The sequence below is a fragment of the Nonomuraea sp. NPDC050022 genome (assembly GCF_044460705.1).
GTDB lineage: Bacteria > Actinomycetota > Actinomycetes > Streptosporangiales > Streptosporangiaceae > Nonomuraea.
In genome coordinates this window covers 71,407-91,874 of the sequence record NZ_JBITKE010000012.1, presented here as the reverse complement: position 1 = coordinate 91,874, position 20,468 = coordinate 71,407, and the positions used below count along the sequence as shown (strand labels likewise).

The 20,468-nt window shown below is 69.9% G+C and carries 17 protein-coding genes; 11 read left to right on the top strand and 6 right to left on the bottom strand.

The annotated features are described in order from the left end of the window. The 4 genes from ACIBO2_RS43105 (at window position 1) to ACIBO2_RS43090 (ending at window position 5,663) form a co-directional block, all read left to right on the top strand. Window positions 1-132, top strand: coding sequence for a SapB/AmfS family lanthipeptide (locus ACIBO2_RS43105; protein ID WP_357642972.1), 132 nt, complete (start codon window positions 1-3; stop codon window positions 130-132). Between the two features lie 91 nt (window positions 133-223). Beyond that, on the top strand, window positions 224-1,933 hold the full coding sequence (locus tag ACIBO2_RS43100; protein WP_397304067.1) for an ABC transporter ATP-binding protein: 1,710 nt from the start codon (window positions 224-226) through the stop codon (window positions 1,931-1,933). Continuing rightward, the gene (locus tag ACIBO2_RS43095) at window positions 1,930-3,684 is read left to right on the top strand and encodes an ATP-binding cassette domain-containing protein (RefSeq protein ID WP_397304066.1); all 1,755 of its coding nucleotides are present in this window, start codon (window positions 1,930-1,932) and stop codon (window positions 3,682-3,684) included. Before ACIBO2_RS43100 ends, ACIBO2_RS43095 begins: the two co-directional genes overlap by 4 nt. Further along, the gene (locus ACIBO2_RS43090) at window positions 3,681-5,663 is read left to right on the top strand and encodes a prolyl oligopeptidase family protein (RefSeq protein ID WP_397304065.1); all 1,983 of its coding nucleotides are present in this window, start codon (window positions 3,681-3,683) and stop codon (window positions 5,661-5,663) included. The genes ACIBO2_RS43095 and ACIBO2_RS43090 overlap by 4 nt, the downstream gene beginning before the upstream one ends. A 64-nt stretch (window positions 5,664-5,727) precedes the next feature. Here the strand turns inward: ACIBO2_RS43090 and ACIBO2_RS43085 are convergent, their stop codons facing one another. From ACIBO2_RS43085 to ACIBO2_RS43075, 3 genes are all read right to left on the bottom strand, one after another. Beyond that, window positions 5,728-6,333 (bottom strand): response regulator transcription factor, encoded by a 606-nt coding sequence (locus ACIBO2_RS43085; protein ID WP_225289753.1) that lies wholly within the window; start codon window positions 6,331-6,333, stop codon window positions 5,728-5,730. Window positions 6,334-6,428: 95 nt separating this feature from the next. Continuing rightward, the gene (locus ACIBO2_RS43080) at window positions 6,429-7,466 is read right to left on the bottom strand and encodes a zinc-dependent alcohol dehydrogenase family protein (protein WP_225289754.1); all 1,038 of its coding nucleotides are present in this window, start codon (window positions 7,464-7,466) and stop codon (window positions 6,429-6,431) included. Window position 7,467: 1 nt separating this feature from the next. Further along, the gene (locus tag ACIBO2_RS43075; RefSeq protein ID WP_358553459.1) at window positions 7,468-8,298 is read right to left on the bottom strand and encodes a helix-turn-helix transcriptional regulator; all 831 of its coding nucleotides are present in this window, start codon (window positions 8,296-8,298) and stop codon (window positions 7,468-7,470) included. A 101-nt stretch (window positions 8,299-8,399) separates the two neighbouring features. Here ACIBO2_RS43075 and ACIBO2_RS43070 point away from each other — a divergent pair, with 101 nt between their 5' ends. From ACIBO2_RS43070 to ACIBO2_RS43060, 3 genes are all read left to right on the top strand, one after another. Next, on the top strand, window positions 8,400-9,110 hold the full coding sequence (locus ACIBO2_RS43070; RefSeq protein WP_358553457.1) for an SDR family oxidoreductase: 711 nt from the start codon (window positions 8,400-8,402) through the stop codon (window positions 9,108-9,110). A gap of 36 nt (window positions 9,111-9,146) precedes the next feature. Then, window positions 9,147-10,544: a glutamate--cysteine ligase gene (locus tag ACIBO2_RS43065; protein ID WP_397304064.1), complete on the top strand. Its 1,398-nt coding sequence runs from the start codon at window positions 9,147-9,149 to the stop codon at window positions 10,542-10,544. A 63-nt stretch (window positions 10,545-10,607) separates the two neighbouring features. After that, the gene (locus tag ACIBO2_RS43060) at window positions 10,608-11,642 is read left to right on the top strand and encodes a hypothetical protein (protein WP_397304063.1); all 1,035 of its coding nucleotides are present in this window, start codon (window positions 10,608-10,610) and stop codon (window positions 11,640-11,642) included. Between the two features lie 7 nt (window positions 11,643-11,649). Here ACIBO2_RS43060 and ACIBO2_RS43055 read toward each other — a convergent pair whose 3' ends face one another. Beyond that, window positions 11,650-12,366, bottom strand: coding sequence for a PaaX family transcriptional regulator C-terminal domain-containing protein (locus tag ACIBO2_RS43055; RefSeq protein ID WP_397304062.1), 717 nt, complete (start codon window positions 12,364-12,366; stop codon window positions 11,650-11,652). Between the two features lie 30 nt (window positions 12,367-12,396). On the opposite strand from ACIBO2_RS43055, the gene ACIBO2_RS43050 reads away from it, so the two are divergent. Further along, window positions 12,397-14,094 (top strand): acyl-CoA dehydrogenase family protein, encoded by a 1,698-nt coding sequence (locus ACIBO2_RS43050; protein WP_397304061.1) that lies wholly within the window; start codon window positions 12,397-12,399, stop codon window positions 14,092-14,094. 161 nt (window positions 14,095-14,255) lie between these two features. Then, a complete protein-coding gene (locus tag ACIBO2_RS43045; RefSeq protein WP_397304060.1) occupies window positions 14,256-15,848 on the top strand; it encodes a competence protein CoiA family protein in 1,593 nt (530 codons plus the stop codon). A gap of 985 nt (window positions 15,849-16,833) precedes the next feature. Here ACIBO2_RS43045 and ACIBO2_RS43040 read toward each other — a convergent pair. After that, window positions 16,834-17,151: a hypothetical protein gene (locus ACIBO2_RS43040; protein ID WP_358553445.1), complete on the bottom strand. Its 318-nt coding sequence runs from the start codon at window positions 17,149-17,151 to the stop codon at window positions 16,834-16,836. 175 nt (window positions 17,152-17,326) lie between these two features. Continuing rightward, entirely contained in the window at window positions 17,327-17,782 is a 456-nt protein-coding gene (locus ACIBO2_RS43035; protein WP_358553443.1) for a hypothetical protein, read from the bottom strand. 217 nt (window positions 17,783-17,999) lie between these two features. On the opposite strand from ACIBO2_RS43035, the gene ACIBO2_RS43030 reads away from it, so the two are divergent. Both ACIBO2_RS43030 and ACIBO2_RS43025 read left to right on the top strand, forming a co-directional pair. Further along, window positions 18,000-19,724 carry an ElyC/SanA/YdcF family protein gene (locus tag ACIBO2_RS43030; RefSeq protein ID WP_397304059.1) on the top strand — a complete coding sequence of 575 codons (1,725 nt, stop codon included), beginning with the start codon at window positions 18,000-18,002 and terminating at the stop codon, window positions 19,722-19,724. Then, a complete protein-coding gene (locus ACIBO2_RS43025; RefSeq protein WP_358553439.1) occupies window positions 19,666-20,454 on the top strand; it encodes a WbqC family protein in 789 nt (262 codons plus the stop codon). The genes ACIBO2_RS43030 and ACIBO2_RS43025 overlap by 59 nt, the downstream gene beginning before the upstream one ends. The last annotated feature ends 14 nt before the right edge of the window (window positions 20,455-20,468 follow it).

Genomic DNA, 20,468 nt, shown 5'->3' with positions numbered 1-20,468 from the left:
ATGGTACTTCTCGACCTGCAGGGTCTCGAGACCCCGGCCGGCAGCGATGTCGCCAGTGGCGGCAGCACCCTGACCGCTCTGACGTGTCAGTCAGGCCACCCGAGCAACCTCAGTGTCGCACTTTGTCACTGATCACATTAGCGCCGATCCCCGCGTCGCTTACGGCGGCGCGGGGATTGGTCACTGGCATTTCCTCTGTCGCGCCAGATGAAGGAGGCGCCAGATGAAGGAGACGGTCGTGCGGGCCGGAGACCGGCTGGTGATGGACGCGGTACGGCGAAGCGGCCCATGGCCCGCCGTCCTCGCGGTCACGGCGATCGGGGGCGCGGCCGCCGAGCTGGCACTGCCCTACGCGGTCGGCCGTACCGTCGACGGCTTCGTCTCCGCCCGGCCCGAGACCGCGTCCTGGCTGACGGCCTGCGCGGTGATCGTGGCCGCGATCATGCTCTGCGAGAGCGCCGGGGTCTGGGCACGCGGCGCGAGCAGCGCGTACGCGGCCGCCCGGCTGCGCCTGTCGGTGCTGCGTCACGTCCTGGGCGTCGGCCCCGCCGCGACCCGCCGTTTCCCCGAAGGCGAGCTGGTCACCCGTGCCGGCCTGAACACCGAAGAGGCCGGTCGGGCGCCCGAATCCGTGACCGGCGCGCTGGCGCTGCTCGTCCCCACGCTCGGCGCCCTGGTGGCGCTCACGCTCATCGACCCCGTGCTGACCGCGACGCTGGTCGCCGGGATCGCGCTCATCCTGCTCGTCCTGCGGGCCTTTCTCCGGGCCACGACCACGATCGCGGGCGGCTACCAGGAGGTACAGGGCGAGATCGCCGCCCGGCTGGTGGACGCGCTCGGCGGCGCCCGGACGATCGCCGCCGCCGGGACCGCCGACCGCGAGACGCGCCGGGTCCTGGCGCCCATGGACCGGCTACGGGCCCACGGCATGGCACTGTGGCGGGCGAACGCCTCGGCCGGCGTCCAGGCGGGCCTCGTCGTGCCGCTGGTGGAGGTGGCCGTACTCGCCGTGGGCGGACTCCGGCTGGCCGCCGGCGAGCTCACGATCGGCGAACTGTACGCGGCGGCGAGGTACGCGGTCCTGGGCGCGGCACTGAGCACCGCGCTCGGCCACATCGGCGGCCTGGCCAGGGCGCGCGCGGCGGCCGAACGCGTCGCCGAAGTCCTCGGCCTGCCCGCCACCCGGTACGGCACCTCGAGACCACCTGCCGGGCTCGGCAGCGTGGCGTTTCGGGGGGTCACGATGCCCGGTCTGGCCGTGGACGACCTGGTGATCGCCGGTGGGTCGGTCACGGCCGTGGTGGGGCGTTCGGGATCCGGCAAGTCGCTGCTGGCCGCGCTGGCGGCGCGGCTGGCGGACCCCGCCGGGGGAACGGTGCTGCTCGACGGCGTACCGCTGCCGGAGCTGGACCGCGCCGAGCTGAGACGGGCCATCGGGTACGCCTTCGAACGGCCGGTCCTGGTCGGCGACACCGTCGGCGCGGCCATCGGGCTCGGAGCGGATGACCAGGGGGTCGTACCCGCGGCGGCGACGGCGGCGTGCGCCGACGGGTTCATCCGCCGCCTGCCCGGCGGGTACGCGACCCCCATGGCCGACACCCCGCTGTCCGGCGGCGAACGGCAGCGGATCGGCCTGGCCAGGGCGTTCGCGCAGGGAGAACGCCTGCTGGTGCTCGACGACGCCACCTCCAGCCTCGACACCGTCACCGAACGCCAGGTCGGCAACGCCCTCACCGCAGACCCCCGGGGGCGGACCCGGCTCATCGTGGCCCACCGACTCACCACGGCCTCCCGCGCCGACCGGGTTGTCTGGCTGGAGGACGGCAGGGTGCTCGGCCACGCGCCGCACCACGAACTGTGGGCGAACCCGCACTACCGGGCCGTCTTCCAGGGGCCCCAGGAATCCCGCGGACCCCGGGGAGACGTCTCATGAAGCGGTTGCTCTGGCAGACGTTGCGGCGGCGGCCGTACGCGCTGGTGCGTCTCTGTCTGTGGTCGGTGCTGGAGGCGGCGCCCGCGTTCCTCATCGGGCACGCCGTCGCCCGCGCCATCGAGGACGGCTTCGCGGCGGGCCGTCCCGCCCTTGGGCTGGTCTGGCTGGCGGCGCTCGGCTGTGCGTGGCTGGTCGCCGCCGTCGCCGCCCGCCAGATCATTCTCGCCGTGGCGGCGGTCGCGGAGCCGTTCCGGGACGACCTGCTCGCTCACGTGGTCGGCGGAGCCATGCGCCGGGCCGCCCGATCGGTGACCGCCCGCCCGGACACCGCCGCCGTCACCCGGGCCGGTCTCCAGGTGGAGCTGGCCAGGGACGCTTTCGCGGCGGTGATCACCACTGTGCGCGGGTTCGCGTTCACCGTGGTCAGCGTGGTGCTGGGGCTGCTCACGCTGGCTCCGCAGGCGGCGGTGCTGGTGCTGCCGCCGTTCGTCGCCGGGCTGGGGCTGTTCCTGGTGTCCCTGCCGGCTCTGGCGCGGCGGCAGCGGGCGTTCCTGATGGCCGACGAACTGCTCGCCGAGTCGATGACCGGCATGGCCGGGGGGCTGCGCGACATCGTGGCCTGCGGGGCGGAGGACCGCGTGGGCGCGGCGCTGGCCGAGCGGGTCGAGGCGCAGGCGTCGGCGGCGCGCGCGCTGGCCCGCGTGACCGCCGCGCGCACGATCGCCCTCGCCGTCGGCGCCTGGCTGCCTGTGGTGCTCCTCCTGACCGGTACGCCCTGGTTGCTCAGCGGCGGCATGGGCGCGGGCGTCGTCGTGGGCGCCCTGGCCTACGTCACCCAGTCGCTGGCCCCCGCCCTGAACGGCCTCGTTCACGGCCTCGGCGTCAGCGGCGTCAGCCTGGTGGCCACCCTCCGCCGCATCGCCGCCTCCGGCCTCCCAGCCCTGGTCCCGGCGCCGATCCCGCCTGTGGTCCTGGGATCGATCCCCACGACCGGCTCAGCGCGGTCGTCTGAGGGATCGGGGGCAGGGCCGGGGCGGGCGTCCGAGGCTCCGGCGGGCAGCGTGCGGTTGAGAGGAGTCACGTTCGCCTACGGGCCGCACTCCGAGGCGGTGATCGACGGTCTCGATCTCGACATCCCCGAGGGCGATCACCTGGCGGTCGTCGGCCCGAGCGGCGCCGGTAAGTCCACCCTGGCGGCCCTGGTCAGCGGCCTTCTCCCGCCGGACGCGGGTGACGTCCGGATCGGCGGAGTGCCCGCCGCCGACGTGCCTCCCGCCGCGCGGGTGCTGATCCCCCAGGAGGCGTACGTCTTCCGCGGCTCGCCGCACGAGAACCTCACCTACCTGAGCGACGCGTCGCCCCACCAGGTCGAGGCCGCCGTAACCGCGCTCGGCGCCACCGGCCTGCTGGCGGACATGGAGCCTGAGCTCGACCCCGGCGCCCTGTCCGCCGGACAGCGTCAGCTGATCGCCCTCGTACGCGCCTACCTGGCCCCGGCCCGCCTGGTCATCCTGGACGAGGCCACCTGCCACCTCGACCCCGCAGCCGAGGCGCGGGTGGAGGCCGCGTTCGCGGAGCGGGGTGGCACGCTGATCGTCGTCGCCCACCGCCTCACCTCGGCCACGCGCGCCCGCCGCATCCTGCTCATGGACGCCGGCCAGGCCATGGTCGGCACGCATGACGAGCTGATGCGCCTCTCACCCACCTACGCCGACCTGGCCGGCCACTGGCAACCGGAGCCCGTGTCATGAAATATCCGGACGCAGAGCGTCTGTCCCTCGTCGAGGAGCTGCACGGCTACCTCGTCACCGACCCCTACCGCCGCCTGGAGGACGACGCCCATCCGGCCACCCGAGGCTGGCAGGCCGAGCAGGACCGGCTCTGGCGGCACCACGCCGCCGGCCTGCCCCTCCGCGAGCACTTCCAGAAGCGCCTGACCGAGCTCAGCGTCACAGGGATGACCACCCCGCCGGTATGGCGCGGCGACCGGCGCTTCCACCTGTCCCAGTCCGCGGGCCAGGAGCATCCGGTGCTGTACTGCGACGACCGGGCCGTCCTCGATCCCATGGAGCTCGACGCCACCGGTCTCACCACGCTGGACGACTGGCAGCCCGACTGGGAGGGGCGGCTGCTGGCGTACCAGCTGTCGAGGAGCGGGGACGAGCGGGCGGACCTGTACGTCATGGACGTCGCCACCGGCGAGATCGTCGACGGCCCGATCGGCGGCTGCCGCTACTCACCGGTCGCCTGGCTGCCCGGCGGCAGGGAGTTCTTCTACGTCCGCTTCCATCAGGGCGTACACCTGCACAGGCGAGACGGCGGCGACGTCCAGGTCTTCACGCGCGGCGCGCTCTCGTACGGCCTGCAGATCAGCGCGGACGGCCGCTGGCTGGTGATCTCGGCGGGCACCCCCGCCCGGAACGACCTCTACCTCGCCGACCTGTCCGCCGGCCCGCCCGAGCACCTCGATCTGAAGGTGATCCAGGAAGGGGTGGCGGCGCGCGCCGCGGCGGCGATGGGCCCGGACGGCCGCCTGTACATCCTCACCGACCAGGACGCGCCCCGCCGCCGGCTCTGCGTCGCCGACCCGGCCACCCCCGCCGCGTGGGAGGAGCTCGTACCCGAGGACCCCGCGGCCGTCCTCGGGACGTTCACGCTGCTCGACGGCGGCCGGCTGCTGATCGCCAGGACCCGCCACGCGGTCGGCGAGCTCGCGGTCCACGACGCCGCCACGGGTGAGCGCACCGGCACCGTGCCGCTGCCCGGCAGCGGCTCCATCGCCTCGCTGACCGCGCGCCCCGGCGGCGGCCACGAGGCGTGGTTCGTCTACACGGACGCGGTCACCCCGGCGGAGGTCTGGCGCCACGACGCCCGCCAGGGAACGACGACCCGCTGGTCACCGGCCGCGAGCGGCGCGGCGGTGGGGGCTTCGCGGGTGGAGAGTCACCAGCTCGAGTACGTCTCCGCAGACGGGACCCGGGTCCGCATGGTGGTCGTGGCGGGCCCGCACCCCGGCGGCCCCCGTCCGACGATTCTGACCGGTTACGGCGGGTTCGGGATGTCGCTCACTCCCGGGTACGCGGCCGACTCCCTGGCCTGGGTCGAGGCGGGCGGCGTGCTGGCCGTGGCCAACCTGCGCGGCGGCGGCGAGGAAGGCGAGGCGTGGCACCGCGACGGCATGCTGGACCGCAAGCAGAACGTCTTCCAGGACTTCACCGCCGCCGCCGAGAAGCTGATCGCCGACGGGTGGACGACGCCCGAACAGCTGGCGGTCTGGGGCGAGTCGAACGGCGGCCTGCTCGTGGGGGCGGCGATGACGCGGCGGCCGGAGCTGTTCGCCGCCGTCGTGTGTTCCGCGGGGCTGCTGGACATGGTGCGGTACGAGCGGTCGGGGCTCGGGGCCGCCTGGACCGGTGAGTACGGCTCCGCGGACCTTCCCGAGCAGTTGGGCTGGCTGCTCGGCTATTCGCCCTACCACCACGTACGCCAGGGGACCGACTACCCGGCGACGCTGTTCACGGTCTCCGGCGCCGACTCGCGCGTGGATCCGATGCACGCGCGCAAGATGTGCGCGGCCCTGCAATGGGCGACGGCGGGAGAGCGGCCGATCCTGCTGCGCCACGAGCGCGACGTCGGCCACGGGGCCAGGGCGATCAGCAGATCGATCGCTCTGGCCGCCGACGTGCTCGCCTTCGCCGCCGCCCACACGGGCCTGGAACCGATGCCCTGAGCCCTCCCCACGCGCACCGCCCTGGAACCGACGCCCTAAGTCGCCGGGTCCTCAGCGGGCGGGGTCAGATCCAGCCGGACTCGCGGGCGATGCGGATCGCGTCGATCCGGCTGCGCGCCCCCAGCTTCGCCGTACTCCGGTGGAGGTAATTTCGGACCGTTCCTTCCGCGAGGAACAGCGACGCGGCGATCTCCGACACCGTGGCCCCTTCGGCCGCGGCCCCGATCACGTCCAGCTCCCGCTCCGTCAGCGGCGCCTCCGGTGGGCTCATCGCGGCGATCGCCAGCTCGGAGTCGATGACCCGCTCCCCGGCGGCCACCCTCCGGATGGCGTCGCCGAGCCGGCCGGGCGGCGCGTCCTTGGCCATGAACCCCCGCACGTGCACGTCCAGGGCCCGCTTCAACAGCCCGGGAGTGCCGACGCCGGTGAGGATGAGCACGCCGCACTCCGGGAGCTTGTCGTGCAGCTCACCGGCGGCCTCCAGCCCGTCCTTGCCGGGCAGCGCGACGTCGAGCACGGCGACGTCGGGCCGGACCGTCTGGGCGACGTGGAGGATGCGATCACCCCGGTCGACCTCCGCGACGATCTCGATATCCTCCTCATAGGCCAGCAATGCCACGATCGCTCCTCGCACCAGATGCATGTCTTCAGCGAGCAAGGTTCGGATCACTGTTGTCCTCACGGTCAGCCAGCAAGCCTGCCAGTTTACAAGTCTGACGTATCCGGCATCCGCTGCAAAGCGGTCAGCGGCATACCAAGCGGCCGCTACAGGGGGAACCGCGGGGTGATCATCGTCACGCCGGGCACGCTGCCGATCGAGGAAAGGGCCTTGCCCGCGTCTGCGAGCCCGATGGTCCGGGTGACGAGCTGGTCGGGGTGCAGGATCCCGGCCCTGATCATCTCCATCATCGGCGCGTAGTCGTGCGCGGCCATGCCGTGGCTGCCGAGCAGCCGCAGCTCGTGCCCGATCACCCGGTCCATCGGCACCGGGGTCGCCGCGCCGGGCAGCAGCCCGACCTGTACGTGCCGGCCGCGGCGGCGCAGGCTCTCGACGGAGGCCGCGCAGGTCTGGGGGCTGCCCAGCGCGTCGATCGACAGATGCGCCCCGCCCCTGGTCAGCTCCCTGACCTGGGCGCCCGCGTCACCGGCCGAGCCGTCGACGAAGTGTGTGGCGCCCGCCTGCTCGGCGAGCTGGAGCGCGTCGGTGTTGATGTCGACGGCCACCACGCGCGCTCCGGCCGCGGTGGCGATCATGATGGCGGACAGGCCGACCCCGCCGCAGCCGTGCACGGCCACCCACTCGCCCGGCCGTACGGCCCCCACCTGCGTGATGGCGCGGAAAGCGGTGGCGAAGCGGCAGCCGAGCCCGGCCGCCGTCACGTAGGCCATCTCCTCGGGGACCGGGATCAGGTTCACGTCGGCGTGGTCGATCGCCACGTATTCGGCGTAGGAGCCCCAGTGGGTGAAGCCGGGCTGGGTCTGCCGCTCGCACACCTGCTGCTGGCCGGCGGCGCAGGCCGTACAGGATCCGCAGGCGCACACGAACGGGACGGTGATCCTGGCGCCGGGCAGCCAGCCGCGCACCTCGGCGCCGACCGCCTCCACGACGCCCGCGAGCTCGTGCCCCGGCACGTGGGGCAGGACGCGGATGTCGGGGTCGTGGCCCTGCCAGCCGTGCCAGTCGCTGCGGCACAGGCCCGTCGCCTCGACCCTGATCACCGCCCCGTGCGGCGCCGGGGAGGGGTCGGGCAGCTCGCGCAGGTCGAGCTCCCCACCGAACAGGTCAAACGCAACGGCTCGCATCTCATGAGCTTAGGGTCAACTGCCGCAGCTTGCGCAAGGCTTGGTGCGAGGGTGAACCTGGTTCGGCCGTGTAGATGACCAGGCGCAGGTCCTCGCGGTCCGGCACGGCCAGGACCTGGCAGGTCACGTCGATGACGCCGAGGTCCGGGAGGTCGAGGCGCTTGGTGTTGTGCCGGCGGACCGCCACCTCGTGCCTGGCCCAGATCTCGGCGAACTCGGGACTCAACGCGAGCAGCTCCGCGACCAGCGCCTGGAGGCCCTGGTCATCCGGGTAACGACCCGCCGCGACGCGGAGGTCGGCCACGGAGCCGCGGGCGAAGCGGCTCCTCTCCTCGTCCTCGAAGTACCCGCCGACGTCGGAGGAGCGGAACACCCAGCGGATGACGTTGAGATCGTCGGGCGAGCGTGCGTCGAGATCGCCCATGACCACGCCGGCGAGCGGGTTCCAGGCCAGGATGTCGTACTTGGCGTCGACCACATAGGCGGGCACCTCCTCCAGGAAGGAGATGAGGTGCAGGATGGCCTCGGGTACGTCGGCCCTGATGCGCGGCGTCTCCAGCGCCTGGCCGGCCAGGTTGAACAGGTGGCCGCGCTCGTCCTGGCTGAGCATGAGCGCCCTGGCCAGCGCGTTGAGCACCTGGCGCGACGGATGGGGCCCGCGGCCCTGCTCCAGCCGGATGTAGTAGTCGATCGACATCCCCGCGAGCTGCGCGACCTCCTGCCTGCGCAGGCCCGGCGTGCGACGGCGTCCGGCCTCGGGCAGCGCCACGTCACGGGGCGTGACGCGGGCGCGCCTGCTGCGGAGGAACTCGGCGAGTTTGGTGCGGTCCATCCCACTATCTTCGGGCAGATCGTGGCCCCTTGGGTGGTACCGCCGATCCCAGCCTAAGGAGGTCTCTCACGCTGCGGCCCGATCCGCGCGAGCGTTGAGCCATGACGACAACTGCCCTCATCACAGGTGCCAACAAGGGAATCGGCTTCGAGATCGCGCGGCTGCTCGGCGAGCGCGGCGTCACCGCCATCGTGGGGGCGCGCGACGAGGAGCGCGGCCGGGCCGCCGCCGAGCGGATCGGCCAGCCGTACGTGCGGCTCGACGTGACCGACGCCGACAGCGTGCAGGCCGCCGCCAAGTGGATCGAGCAGGAGTACGGCACGCTCGACATCCTGGTGAACAACGCTGGGGTCATGGTCTGGGCGGAGGACCCGCGCCCCAGCGCCAGCAGCGCTGACGAGCTCAGGCAGGTGTACGAGACCAACGTGTTCGGTGTGGTCACCGTGACCAACGCGATGCTGCCGCTGCTGCGCCGGGCCGAGGCGGCCAGGATCGTGAACATGTCGAGCGAGCTCGGCTCCCTGTCCATGGTGATGGACCCGGACAGCCGCCTTTGGGAGCGCAACCTCATGGCCTACAACTCCTCCAAGAGCGCGCTCAACATGATCACCGTCTCCTATGCCAAGGAGCTATGGGACACCTCGATCAAGGTGAACGCCGTCACCCCGGGTTACTGCGCCACCGACCTCAACGGGCACTCCGGCCACCGCACACCCGAGCAGGGCGCGACGATCGCCGTACGGATGGCCACCCTCGACGCCGACGGCCCGACCGGCGCCTTCCTGGACGAAGACGGCCCGCTGACTTGGTGAGGTGTGGAAGGGAGATGTCCGGACAGTAAGGAGGCTATGGGACAAGATTTGGACAAAGAGCGGTTTTCCGAAGCGGAGTACACCCGCTTCGGAGAGCGTCTCCACGAGCAGCTGGACGTGCTGCGCGAGCTGCTCGACAGGCCGGGCTTCGGCGAGGGGCCGACGACCATCGGCGCGGAGCTGGAGCTGTTCCTCATCGACGAGGCGGGCCGCCCGCTGCCGCGCAACGCCGAGGTGCGCGACGCGCTCGGCGACCCCCGCGTGGTCCTGGAGCTCGGCCGTTTCAACCTGGAGGTCAACCTGACTCCGCTGCCGCTGGAGGGGCGGCCGTTCGAGCAGCTGGGCGCGGAGGTGCAGGAGACTCTGACGAGCGTGGACCGGGCGGTCGAGGGCGGCGGCGCGGTGCCCATCGGGATTCTGCCCACCTTGAGCGCCGACGACTTCACCAAGGAGGCGATCAGCGACCAGAACCGCTACCGGGCGATGAGCCGAGGGCTGCGGCGGCTGCGGCTGGAGCCGTTCCTGGTCAAGATCGACGACCTGGAGCTGGCGGTCGAGGACGTCATCCTGGAGAGCGCCAACACCTCGTGGCAGGTGCACATCCGCACGCCGCCGGACCGGTTCGCCCGGCTGTTCAACGCGGCGCAGCTGGCCACCGGGCCGGTGCTGGCGGCCTGCGGCAACTCGCCGTTCTTCCTCGGCAGGCAGCTGCGGGAGGAGACCAGGATCGCGTTGATGGAGGAGGCGGCCGACGACCGGGACCTGGAACGGCGCTATCGGAAGGACGGCCGGGTCACGTTCGGGTCTGATTGGGTGCGCGAGGGGGCTTACGAGCTGTTCGAGCGGTACGTACGGGACTACGACCCGGTCCTGCCCGACATGACGGACAACCCCGACCCGCTGGACGTGCCCGAGCTGCGGCTGCACCAGGGCACGATCTGGCACTGGAACCGGCCCGTCTACGACCCGTCAGACGGCGGCCACCTGCGGATCGAGATGCGCGCCCTGCCCGCGGGACCGTCCTGCGCGGACATGGCGGCCAACACCGCGTTCCTCATCGGGCTGACGATGTCGCAGGCGGAGCGGGACCTCACCGAGTACGCCTTCGCCGAGGCGTACCAGAACTTCTACCGGGCCGCCATGCACGGGCTCGACGCAAAGCTGTCCTGGCCCGGCCGGGACGGCGATTTCGCGGCCGCCGACCTGGTACTCGAGCTGCTGCCCGAGGCCAGGGAGGGGCTGCTCGCGGCCGGGGTCGCGCCGCCGGACGCCGACGGCGCGCTCGACGTCATCAGGCAGCGGACCCGGCTGCGCCGTACCGGAGCGGCGTGGCAGCGCGAAACGCTGGCCGAGTTCGGTGGCGACGCGGAGCGGCTGGTACGGCGGTATCACGAGCTCGCCCTTTCCGGTCAACCCGTACATACCTGGAGCTAGCCGAACTTTCCCGCCCGCCGATCCGTCGAATACACGAGACATCGACGGAAAAGCGAGGGAAGTATGGCTGCACCGGGGATGGTTCCGATCGACAAGACGCCCTTCACCTTACGCAGGGCTACGGGCACCTTGGCCGAGGGGGCGGCCAAGCTGGCCAGCGGCATCGGCGCCGTCTCTGTAGAGGCGGTGCTGGCCCACGCCAACCGGACCGGCGTACACAAGGGGGCGACGGGGGCGCTGGGCTCGATGAACCCCAAACCGGTCGACTGGTACGCCTTCGACGCCAAGGACCAGGACACGACCGACTGGTATCCGCAGGGCCTGACCTGCGGCGAGGACTCCGGCTCGGCGGGGGTCCCGGTGTTCGTGGCCAGCTGGTACTTCAAGCCAGAGGCGCCCGTGGTCGAACGCGGGATCAGGGTGAGCTTCCTCAGCCCGCAGACGCTGAAGTACCAGCACGCGCTCCTCGTCGAGGCCAAGCCCGACGGGTCGTACGGGGCGATCAACATCCACGCGGGCGGCGTGGCCTGGCACGGCGACCTGCTCTACGTGGCCGACACGAGCAAGGGGCTGCGGGTCTTCGACCTCAACCACCTGCTCGACCTGCGTACCGCCCAGAACGACCTGGGTGATCCGACGCGCATCGGCCGCCAGGGCGGCAAGTACCACGCGTTCGGCTACCGCTATGTCATCCCGCAGAGCGACTCCTGGCGCCTCGCCACGACCGGCGCCCTCTTCTCGTTCGCCTCCATCGACCGCAGCACCACCCCGCACACCCTCGTCTGCGGCGAATACCACGAGAACGACGCCAACGGCCGCGTCGCCCGATGGGACCTGGAGCTCAGCGGCGGCGTCCCCAGGGACGCCTACGTCATGGGTCTGCCGAAGATCCAGGGTGCGCTCTCCAGCGGCGGCAAGTGGTACATGAGCCAGGCGGCCGACGGCAACACCAACGGCAAGCTGCACGTCAGCACCGAGGGCAAGCTCGTCACCCGCCCGTATCCCATCGGGCCGGAGGACCTGACCGTGCAGGACGGCAGACTGTGGAGCGTCACCGAGTTCAGGAACAAGCGGGTGATCTTCGCGGTCAATCTGTGAGGTGCTGTCAATCGCCGAGGTGCTGGTACAGCAGTTCGCGGTAGCGGCGGTCGAAGTCGTCGTAGCGGGCGCGCAGCCGGGGGCCGGGCCAATCACCGGGCAGCAGTTCTTCAGGCAGCAGCGGGTCGGCCAGCAGGTGGCGTACCACCGCCGCCGACACCAGGAACCCCTCGGTCAGGCCCTCGGCCCGGTCGAGCGCGCTCTCCAGCCGGCGCGCCTCGCCCGCCCAGCCGTCGAGGTCCCACAGCAGCGGCGTGGGGTCGTCGTGCGGGCGGCCGTCGATCAGCGTGCACTGCGCGGTGACGCTCTCCGGCCAGCGCCGCAGCAGGTTGGCCGGGCGCAGCCAGGTGCCCTCACGGAGCTCGGCCAGGCGTAGCGCGATCATCGTGTGCCGGAAGGCGGCCCGGTCGGCCGGGGCGCGGCGCTCGGCCGTCACGACCGCGATCTCCCAGGTGCCGTCCCACGATCTGGTGTGCGGGTCGCGGCTCTCGTCCTGCCTGCCCTGACGCTCGATGAGGCGGTCGGACAGCGTGTAGCGGCCGCTGGACTGGACCAGGTCGCCGGCCGCCACCATGCGTGACAGCGCCACCCGCACGGTCCCCTCGGCGATGCCGAACAGCGCGCCGATGCGCACCAGGTGACGGGCGGCCAGCCGGGGCGGATGGCTGCCGAGCAGCGCGCTCAGCACAGCCGACCTCGCACTGAGATTGTTACGCTCTTCCATCGCGTGTCGAGTATATGTAATGTCCGGGGTATGGGGCGCTATCTCATCGAATCGATCGACGGCAGCGACCGTTACGCGACCGAGCGCTATCAGGGCGCCGCGGGGCGTAACTGGTGGAGCTGCGATCCGACGCTGCAACTGCTCATGCGGCGCCACCTGGGCGACGGCTTCGCCTGGGCCACGCCGTACCTGGACAAGCTGGGCGCGCTGATGGGCGGCACGGTGGCCGAGTGCGCGGAGGAGACCGATCGGCACCCGCCACGGCTGGAGAAGTACGACAAGTGGGGCAGGGACGTCAGCGAGGTCGTGATGCCGCCCTCCTTCCACACGGCCAGGAACGCCCTCATGACCAACAACTTCACCGCACCGGCGTTCGCCGACGAGGCTCGGGCGAACGGCGCGAATCCCGCCGCACTCGCCGCTGCCTGGACGTACCTGCTCGACCAGGCAGACATCGGGATGGGCTGCGCGCTCGGAACGGGCGGGGACATGGTGGTCTCGCTGGCCGAACGGCACGCACCTGAGGACGTACGTGACCGGGTGCGGGCGATCTTCGCCAACGGCTTCTACTCCGGTGAGGCCGCTCAAATGTTCACGGAGCGGACCGGCGGCTCCGACCTGGCCGCCCTGGAGGCCACGGCGGTGCCGGACGGCGACTCCTGGCTGCTGTCCGGGCTCAAGTGGTTCGCCTCGAACGCCAACGGCTCCGCCTTCGTCGTGCTCGCCCGGCTTCCCGAGGGTGACGTGGCGCCGTTCCTGGTGCTGTGGGAGCGCCGTGACGGCTCGCGCAACGGGGTGCGGATCAGGCGGCTGAAGGACAAGCTCGGCACTCGCTCCGTCGCGTCGGCCGAGGTGGAGCTCGCCGACGCGGAGGCGTTCCTGCTGGCTGGGAGCGGCTCCGGCTCGGGGCTCGGCACGATGATGAAGCTCACCAACGCCTCCCGGCTCGGCGTGGCGATGATGGGTGCCGGCGTGGCCAGACGCGCCCTGGTCGAGTCGCTCTGCTACGCGCGCTCTCGCGAGGCGTTCGGCCGGCCGCTCATCGAACAGCCGCTGATGCGCCGCAAGCTGGCCGAGCTGATCGTCGAGGTCGAGGCGGCCCAGGCGCTCGTCTTCGACGGCCTCGTCGGACCGCGCCTGCGCATCGCGCCCGCCCTGATCAAGCTGCGGGCGGCCCGGCTCGGCGTCACGGCGGCCAGCGACGCGATCGAGGTGCACGGCGGCAACGGCTACATCGAGCAGTGGCCGGTGGCCAGGCTGCTGCGCGACGCCCAGGTCAATCCGATCTGGGAGGGCGGCGACAACATCCTGTGCCTCGACGTACGGCGGGCGATGCTGCGCGAGAACGCCCACGAGCCCTTCCTCGACCGGCTCGTCTCCGCCGTCGACCCCGCTTCGTCCGTCGACCCTGAGACAGCGTCTCTCGTCCGCGGCCGCATCGAGGACCTGCGAAAGGCGATCACCGCCTGGTCCTCCCTGGACCCCGTCGCGGCGGAGGCGCAGCTGTTCGCGCTGGCCACGTACATGGCGGATGTCTACGCGGCGGCGCTGCTGCTGGAGCAGGCGGCATGGGAGGCGCGGGAGTTCGGCACCGACCGCAAGGCGCTGGTGGCCCGGCTCTACGCCGACGCGCACCTCGTCGATCATGGTCCGTTGCGGGGGATCGACCGTCCGGCAGAGGGCTTGGACCGCTTTGACGATCTTCTTGCGGGCGCTCTCACACTCTGATGGGGACAGGGCCTTCGGTGCCCTGTTCCGCCGCTGTTCCAGCCCACGAGGTGAGTACTCGGGCGGATCGCCATGCTGCCCACATCTCGGAGGTTGAAATGCGCGACACTCGGAAGGTCCAAACTGCTGTTCTCGGGTTACCCGGCTCGCACCAGCCGATCATGATGCCGTTCGAGCGGGTCGACGCCGAATTGCTTCGGCGGAAGTACAGCGCGAAGCGGTTCTTCTGCGGAGAGTGGCTGGGCGGCTGCGGTAAGGAGCTGTACACGCGCATCGGTCCGGTGCGGGTGCCGCACTTCGCCCACCACCCGGAGAGCAGTGATGGGCCCGTGAACTGCCGACGGTCTAGCACTGATGAGCAGAGCGCCGACCATCTGTACATCCGGCAGGAGCTCACCGACTGGTTGAGGCGGTGTGGCCACCAAGTCAAGGCGGTGCACCTGGAGGGCTCGGTCCCCCGGGAGGGAGGCTCATGCACCGGTATGACGATCGAAATGGCCAAGGGCGGTCTGATCGCCGTTGCGCTCCGCAATGACCTGCGCGAAGACTCGAACGGCAAATGGCCTCAGCGGGATGCCCAACTCCGGCGATCACACAGGAGCGTCGAGTGGCTTTTCGCTCCGTCGGTTCCCATGGTCCGGCACATGACCAAGCGCCAGGGGCATGCGTTCGTTGTCGGCTGTGAAACCGACGGGTTCCGGCGCATCGTCAAAATCGGAACGAAGGTCGGTGGCAAGATCCCGCTGTGGGCGAATCTCCAGGACTGCACGATTGACGAACGCGGGCGCGTCCGGACCCCGCACCTGGCCGAGCTTCCTCGGAACCGAACGACGCAGGCTCCCTACTGGCCATCGACGGCCGAGCCAGCGAACACAAGGGCCGCGTCAATCGAGAAGCCAAAGCAGGGGGCAGCGGTGCCTCATCCCCTTGCCGCGGTCGGATTCGCTGTGCACGAGGAGTCGCTCACCCTCATTCCCCGTTCGGGAAGGACGATGACACATCGCGAGATCGATGCCGATATCGCGTGTACGGACTTCGTTCTACCCACGACATCGGTCCGCGTGATCATCGCGGAAGCGGACTCGGCGCCAGTCATCGGTCGCTCTCACATAGTCGCTGGTCCTGCACTCTTGTCCGCAACGTCCCCCATGGGATCCACCGAGATCGTGTGGAAGCTCCAGGTACAAGACCTTGTCCTCATTCCTGCTGACGACGCGGATCAGGTGGATGAGGAATCGAAGGAACCTGCCCAGACCAATTCGGATGCATGGGCAAGGACGCAGGCCATTCTGGCGACGCTGGAGTACGCAGAGACGCAGCGGGATGCCGACACCTGGGCCGGCCTGTACGAGGAGGTCGAAGCCCTTATGGAGCGGCTGGGCGCGACGGAGCGGAGCGAGGCGGACCAACGGCTCAATCGACAGCGGAACATCGTCCGAGAAGCCGAGATTGAACGGGAGCGCAGCAGCGAGCCGGCCAAGATGCGCTCCGGCAAGCCCCCGAAAGCGATCCCATTGCCAGCGCCCGCATCGGCCCGTTCCAAACCGCGAGCGTCCAAGGCGGCCCACGTGGACAGAAACCAGGTGGCCATCCTTTTCGGCATGATCGAGCAAGCGGTCTCGCAGAGAAAGCTCCGAGAAGCCAGGGAGGTGTGCCAGGCGTTGGAGCGATTCCTGGACGGGCTGCCGTCAGCTGAGTATCAAGAGGAGCTCGACCGGCTCACCAAGCGCAAACGACGACTCGGTTTGCGCTAAATCGGGAGAGGCGAGCCAGGGGTTTCCGAAAGGCTGTTAGGGACCTCGATCAACCAGCCTGACCGCGCAGAAGAAGGTCCCACAGATGTACGGCCTGCGCGGTCCGTACCCGCTCCGTTTCGTGAACTACAACGCCGCCGTCGTGAGAAGACTCCAGACGGCGGATGAACATCAGCCCGCCCGCCTCGCAGAGCTCAAACTGAATGTTCCCGCAACAGCAGGTGTGGCGGCGTACGCGCACCCTGGCTGTACGCGAAGTGGGAAGATCCCACTCGATTTGCTTGTGGACAGCACCGAGTGGCGCGAGATGCACCCCGTGAAATTCCGGCGGAATCGACATGTCAGCCCTTCATGGTTGCGGCGGCATGGTTGTCCGGGATGGTGACGCACCCCGTGGCCATGCCGCCGCGTCGCACGACGCCGGTCCCTCCCGAACGGCTTCGTACGAGGTCATCGGATGGAAGGCGCGACGGCGGGGATGCCCCCGGAGCGGTCTACGCCGCCGCGTCGTTCACGGAGTCGGCCGCCCGACCTCGGCGAGCACTCGCTCGACCCGGTCCGCCGCCGCGAGGACGTCGTCCACCGGGCTGATCGGCGCGCCAGGGGAACCAGTACCAGAGCGTAACCGGCGTCCATGGCGTGTCCTTCCCGTTGGGCGCCCCGGTGTTGTACGCCCAGAGGGGGTGAGGGAGGCGGCCAGATGGTCGCCCAAAACCGCCTCCCTCGGTCCCGGCCGATTGCTCAACGGCGCCCGATGAGGCGGCGTCCAGGGGAAGAGAAGACGGCCGGGAGTTGTGGCTCGCGGCCCCTGGCGGCCAGGGGCTCCACCGTGGGACTGCGAGTTGTAGGCGGCGCGGGCTGGGCAAGGCCCGTGCCGGAGTGCGCGGTCGGCCATGGATGAGCTGTCCCCGACCGGCCGCGCCAAGACGCGGCGTAGCATCCCCGACTGCGCACGGGGTCGCCTGCCTGGCCACGTCTCGTCTTGTCACCCGAGCCCCCTCTGGAGCCCGGGAAGAGCATCTTGAACACTGCCGCCTTCGGAGCGCCGCCCCACAACAAGATGCGGTAGACGGTCCGCCTGCCAATCAGGCGGCGCCACGCCATCCATGAGCTGCCAAAGCTCGTCTGGGTCATCTGCCTGGAGGATGATGCTGTGATCGGATTCCCCCATGTAGATGGCGATGTAGCGGCGCCAGTAGAGGGAGTACATCAGAAAGAACCAGCCGCAGGCGCGGCGCTGAAGGTCTGCTACCTGCCTCCTCGCTGCCGTGTCAGCGGCGATTTCGGCCTCACTGGCCAGCATGGGCTCCTCCTTGGTAACAGGGACGTTCTGATGGCGCAGGCCGACCGAAGCAACCGCTCGGCCTGCGCCGAAGGCGCGATACGGCGGGGACGACTACACCGGGCCGCTCGCGCTCGGCGTGGTAGCACAGCGCTTCGGGCTTGTATCTCCGCGGCTGTTGGCTGCCAGGCCGTGCTCAACTTCTCCGGGGGACGTCGGCCAGGTCTGATGTCTCCTCAGCGCGGTCATTGGTGCTCCGAATGGCGTCCGGGCTGTGGATGTCCCAGTCGGCCGTGAAGGTGGCCGTACGGAGAGGGCCACGTACGAACAGCAGCCGTGCCCCAATCGCGTTGAGCTGTTCCCGCTGCCGAGCGGCGACGTGTTTCTCGCCCAGATGGTGTGCGGTGGGCAGGACCACCCCGTAGGCGCCCGACAGGAGCAGGACGTCCAGCAGGCCGGCGAATGCCGGGGCGTCCACCAACGCGGTTCCTCGATCGGTGAAGATTCCGCAGAGCCGCAATTCGTGCTGGTCGCAGTATTGGGCGAGGGTCACCGTCAGCGCTGCCTGCCGCTCAGGCGTCGAGCGGTGTAGCCGCAGGTACCCGTAGACGATCGGATGATCCACATCCTGTTGTTCGGTGAGTGTCCACAAGGTAGCCGTCCTTACCGTGGTCAGGGTTCTTGGCTCGCCCTTCGAGCATGGCCAGCTCCGGCCCGGCCGGATACGACCGGCTGTCGCACTTACGTTGCACTTCCGTAGTCACTCGATGTCTCTGCGTGCTTCCATGGGCCGTGGAAGGGAGGAGCGACGTGACGACCGTGCATGAGTGGACCGGCCTTGAAGCGCGTGCACTTCGTCTGCCTTGCGGATGAGCGTGCGGGTGTTCGCCCAGCACCTCGGAGTGGCTCCCCGCACCGTGGCGAAGTGGGACCATCTCGGGTCCGCAACCCGGCCCCGCCCTGACACCCAGGCCATCCTGGACACCGCGCTCGCCCGCGCGGACTCTGCGACCCACTTGCGGTTCGAGACCCTGCTCCTGGAACTCGGTCAGAACACCGGCCAAGGTCTACGAGTCACCCGCGTAGGCCCACGGGCCTGGGACTACGAGACGTGGACCGACGACCTCGACCGCGCTGTGGTCGCACTCAGTCGCCAGAGCTTCAGCTACGCCACTGACCTGTTGAACCGATGGCTCACCCGCTACGATCCCCACGCTCTCGACGACAAGGGTCTGTACCTGTTCGCCCGATCGACGACACTGCTCGGTGACCTCCAACGTGACCAAGGCGCAGTGGCCGGCCCTCTGTCCGCTCGCCGCTCCTACCTCAACGCGCGCTCGATCTATAGCCAGCTCGACATCCCCCGCCGCATCGCCCAACTCGACCTGTCGCTGGCGGTCGTGGCCGAGATGTCGGACCGGTTGGACGAAGCCGCCAAGGAGTATGAGGTGCTGGCGGTGGACGACCGCCTCTCACCTCGTGACCGGACACGTGCCCGGCTGTGGGTCGGCACCGCCTTGAGCAAGAACGACAAGAACGACTACGCCGCTCGCCTGATGACGACCGCCATCCGCGAGTTCGAGAACCTCGGCGAGCCCGAGGATTGGTCCGTCGCGCACCAGAAACTGGCCCTGGCACACCGTGGCGCGGGAAACCTCTCGGAGGCGCTGCGCCTGATCGACCTCGCCCGCGCCACCGCCGTTACCGACGTGCCCATGCAACGGGTACGCCTGGAGACGGCTTACGGGCACATCCTGCTTTCCGACCGGGCAACCGTGGATGATGGGCTGATGATCCTCGACCGTGCCGCGTGCGAGGCCGCACGGCATGGGCTCGCGCACCAACTGCGCAGCATCGAGGGCATCCAGCGGTCCATCCAGGGGGAGACCCGCCTCCCTCTGTCACGGCGATCAGGGAGCAGCAGAGTGAGCGTCAAGCAGCAGGTCATCACCGACGAGCAGTGGCGGCACGCGCGCGCGATCTGGGATTACCACCAGATGCACCACGACCTGCGCCGGTGTGATGTGGCCATCGGCCTGGGCAGCCACGACCTGGGGGTCGCGCGCGCGGCAGCCGAGCTTTATCGCGCCGACTGGTTCCCGCTGCTTGTCTTCTCTGGAGCCACCAGTCCCACCACCGCGGCCCGCTTCCCTCGTGGTGAGGCAGTCCATTATCGCGAGTACGCGCTCGAATCCGGCGTGCCCGACAAGAGCGTCCTCCTGGAGCCGAAGGCGACCAACACCGGGCAGAACATCAGCCTGTCCCGGGAAGTGCTGGCGGACGCCGGAGTCCAGCCCAGTTCGGTCCTGCTGATCTCCAAGCCGTACATGGAGCGTCGGTCCTACGCCACCGCACGAAAGGTTTGGCCCGAGATCGAGGTGGTGTGCGCCTCCGAGTCGCTGGAGCTGGACGACTACGTCAGTTCGATCGGCGACCCGAAATTGGTCATCGACATGCTCGTCGGCGACCTCCAGCGCGTGATCGAGTATCCGAAGCTCGGCTACGCCATCGAGCAGCCCGTCCCAGGAGAGGTCCATGACGCCTACCAGGCTCTTCTCCGCGCCGGATTCGACAGCAGGCTCCTATCGTCCTGACCTCCCGTACGGCGAGGTGTGCGCGATCCACCAGCCCAACCTCTTCGCCCGGCTCTCGACCTTGGCCAAGTTGTTCACTGCGGACTACTGGATCGTCCTGGACGACGTACAGTTCGCCCGCAGGGATTACCAGCATCGTGCGCGCCTCGCCTCGCTCGACGACTCAGGACAGACACAGTGGCTTTCCATCGCTACGCATCTGCCACACGGCCGCTCCACTACCATCCGCGGAGCGCGTCTGGCCGATCCCGTCCGTTGCCGACGCCGTGTCGCCCAGCTTCTTGCCGACCACTATCGGCACGGTGCTCACTGGGCGGCGTTCAAGAGACGCCTCGAACCCGTGCTCGCCGAGTTCGAGAGAACCGACCGACTGGTCGACGTGACGGAGGTGTCCACACGCTTGCTGTTGGAGGAGGTGGGGTGGCCGGGGCAGATCCTGCATAGTAGCGATCTGCTCGTACGGGGTGAGAGGTCGCAGAGACTGGCCGACCTCGCTTGGCTGACCGGTGCGACGACCTATCTCTGCGGTACCGGGGGAATGCGATATCTGGATCCGGCTGTGTTCCGCGTCCATTCGATCGACGTCCTCTCCTTTCGGACTCCCAGATCGGGCATCTGGGCATCCGCTCGAGAAGTGAGCGCCGTACATGCTCTGATGCTCGTCGGGCCGTGGGCTATGAGGCGGGAACTGGAGATTCTGCGCGGACGAGTTCTGACGGAGGATCCGTGACCTGGCTTAAGCGC

Coding starts and splice junctions, on each gene's coding strand:
- ACIBO2_RS43105 (WP_357642972.1), top strand. CDS start 1: ATGGTACTTCTCGACCTGCAGGGTCTCGAGACCCCGGCCGGCAGCGAT.
- ACIBO2_RS43100 (WP_397304067.1), top strand. CDS start 224: ATGAAGGAGACGGTCGTGCGGGCCGGAGACCGGCTGGTGATGGACGCG.
- ACIBO2_RS43095 (WP_397304066.1), top strand. CDS start 1,930: ATGAAGCGGTTGCTCTGGCAGACGTTGCGGCGGCGGCCGTACGCGCTG.
- ACIBO2_RS43090 (WP_397304065.1), top strand. CDS start 3,681: ATGAAATATCCGGACGCAGAGCGTCTGTCCCTCGTCGAGGAGCTGCAC.
- ACIBO2_RS43080 (WP_225289754.1), bottom strand. CDS start 7,466: ATGCGAGCCGTTGCGTTTGACCTGTTCGGTGGGGAGCTCGACCTGCGC.
- ACIBO2_RS43075 (WP_358553459.1), bottom strand. CDS start 8,298: ATGGACCGCACCAAACTCGCCGAGTTCCTCCGCAGCAGGCGCGCCCGC.
- ACIBO2_RS43070 (WP_358553457.1), top strand. CDS start 8,400: ATGACGACAACTGCCCTCATCACAGGTGCCAACAAGGGAATCGGCTTC.
- ACIBO2_RS43065 (WP_397304064.1), top strand. CDS start 9,147: ATGGGACAAGATTTGGACAAAGAGCGGTTTTCCGAAGCGGAGTACACC.
- ACIBO2_RS43060 (WP_397304063.1), top strand. CDS start 10,608: ATGGCTGCACCGGGGATGGTTCCGATCGACAAGACGCCCTTCACCTTA.
- ACIBO2_RS43055 (WP_397304062.1), bottom strand. CDS start 12,366: ATGGAAGAGCGTAACAATCTCAGTGCGAGGTCGGCTGTGCTGAGCGCG.
- ACIBO2_RS43050 (WP_397304061.1), top strand. CDS start 12,397: ATGGGGCGCTATCTCATCGAATCGATCGACGGCAGCGACCGTTACGCG.
- ACIBO2_RS43045 (WP_397304060.1), top strand. CDS start 14,256: ATGATGCCGTTCGAGCGGGTCGACGCCGAATTGCTTCGGCGGAAGTAC.
- ACIBO2_RS43040 (WP_358553445.1), bottom strand. CDS start 17,151: ATGCTGGCCAGTGAGGCCGAAATCGCCGCTGACACGGCAGCGAGGAGG.
- ACIBO2_RS43030 (WP_397304059.1), top strand. CDS start 18,000: ATGAGCGTGCGGGTGTTCGCCCAGCACCTCGGAGTGGCTCCCCGCACC.
- ACIBO2_RS43025 (WP_358553439.1), top strand. CDS start 19,666: ATGACGCCTACCAGGCTCTTCTCCGCGCCGGATTCGACAGCAGGCTCC.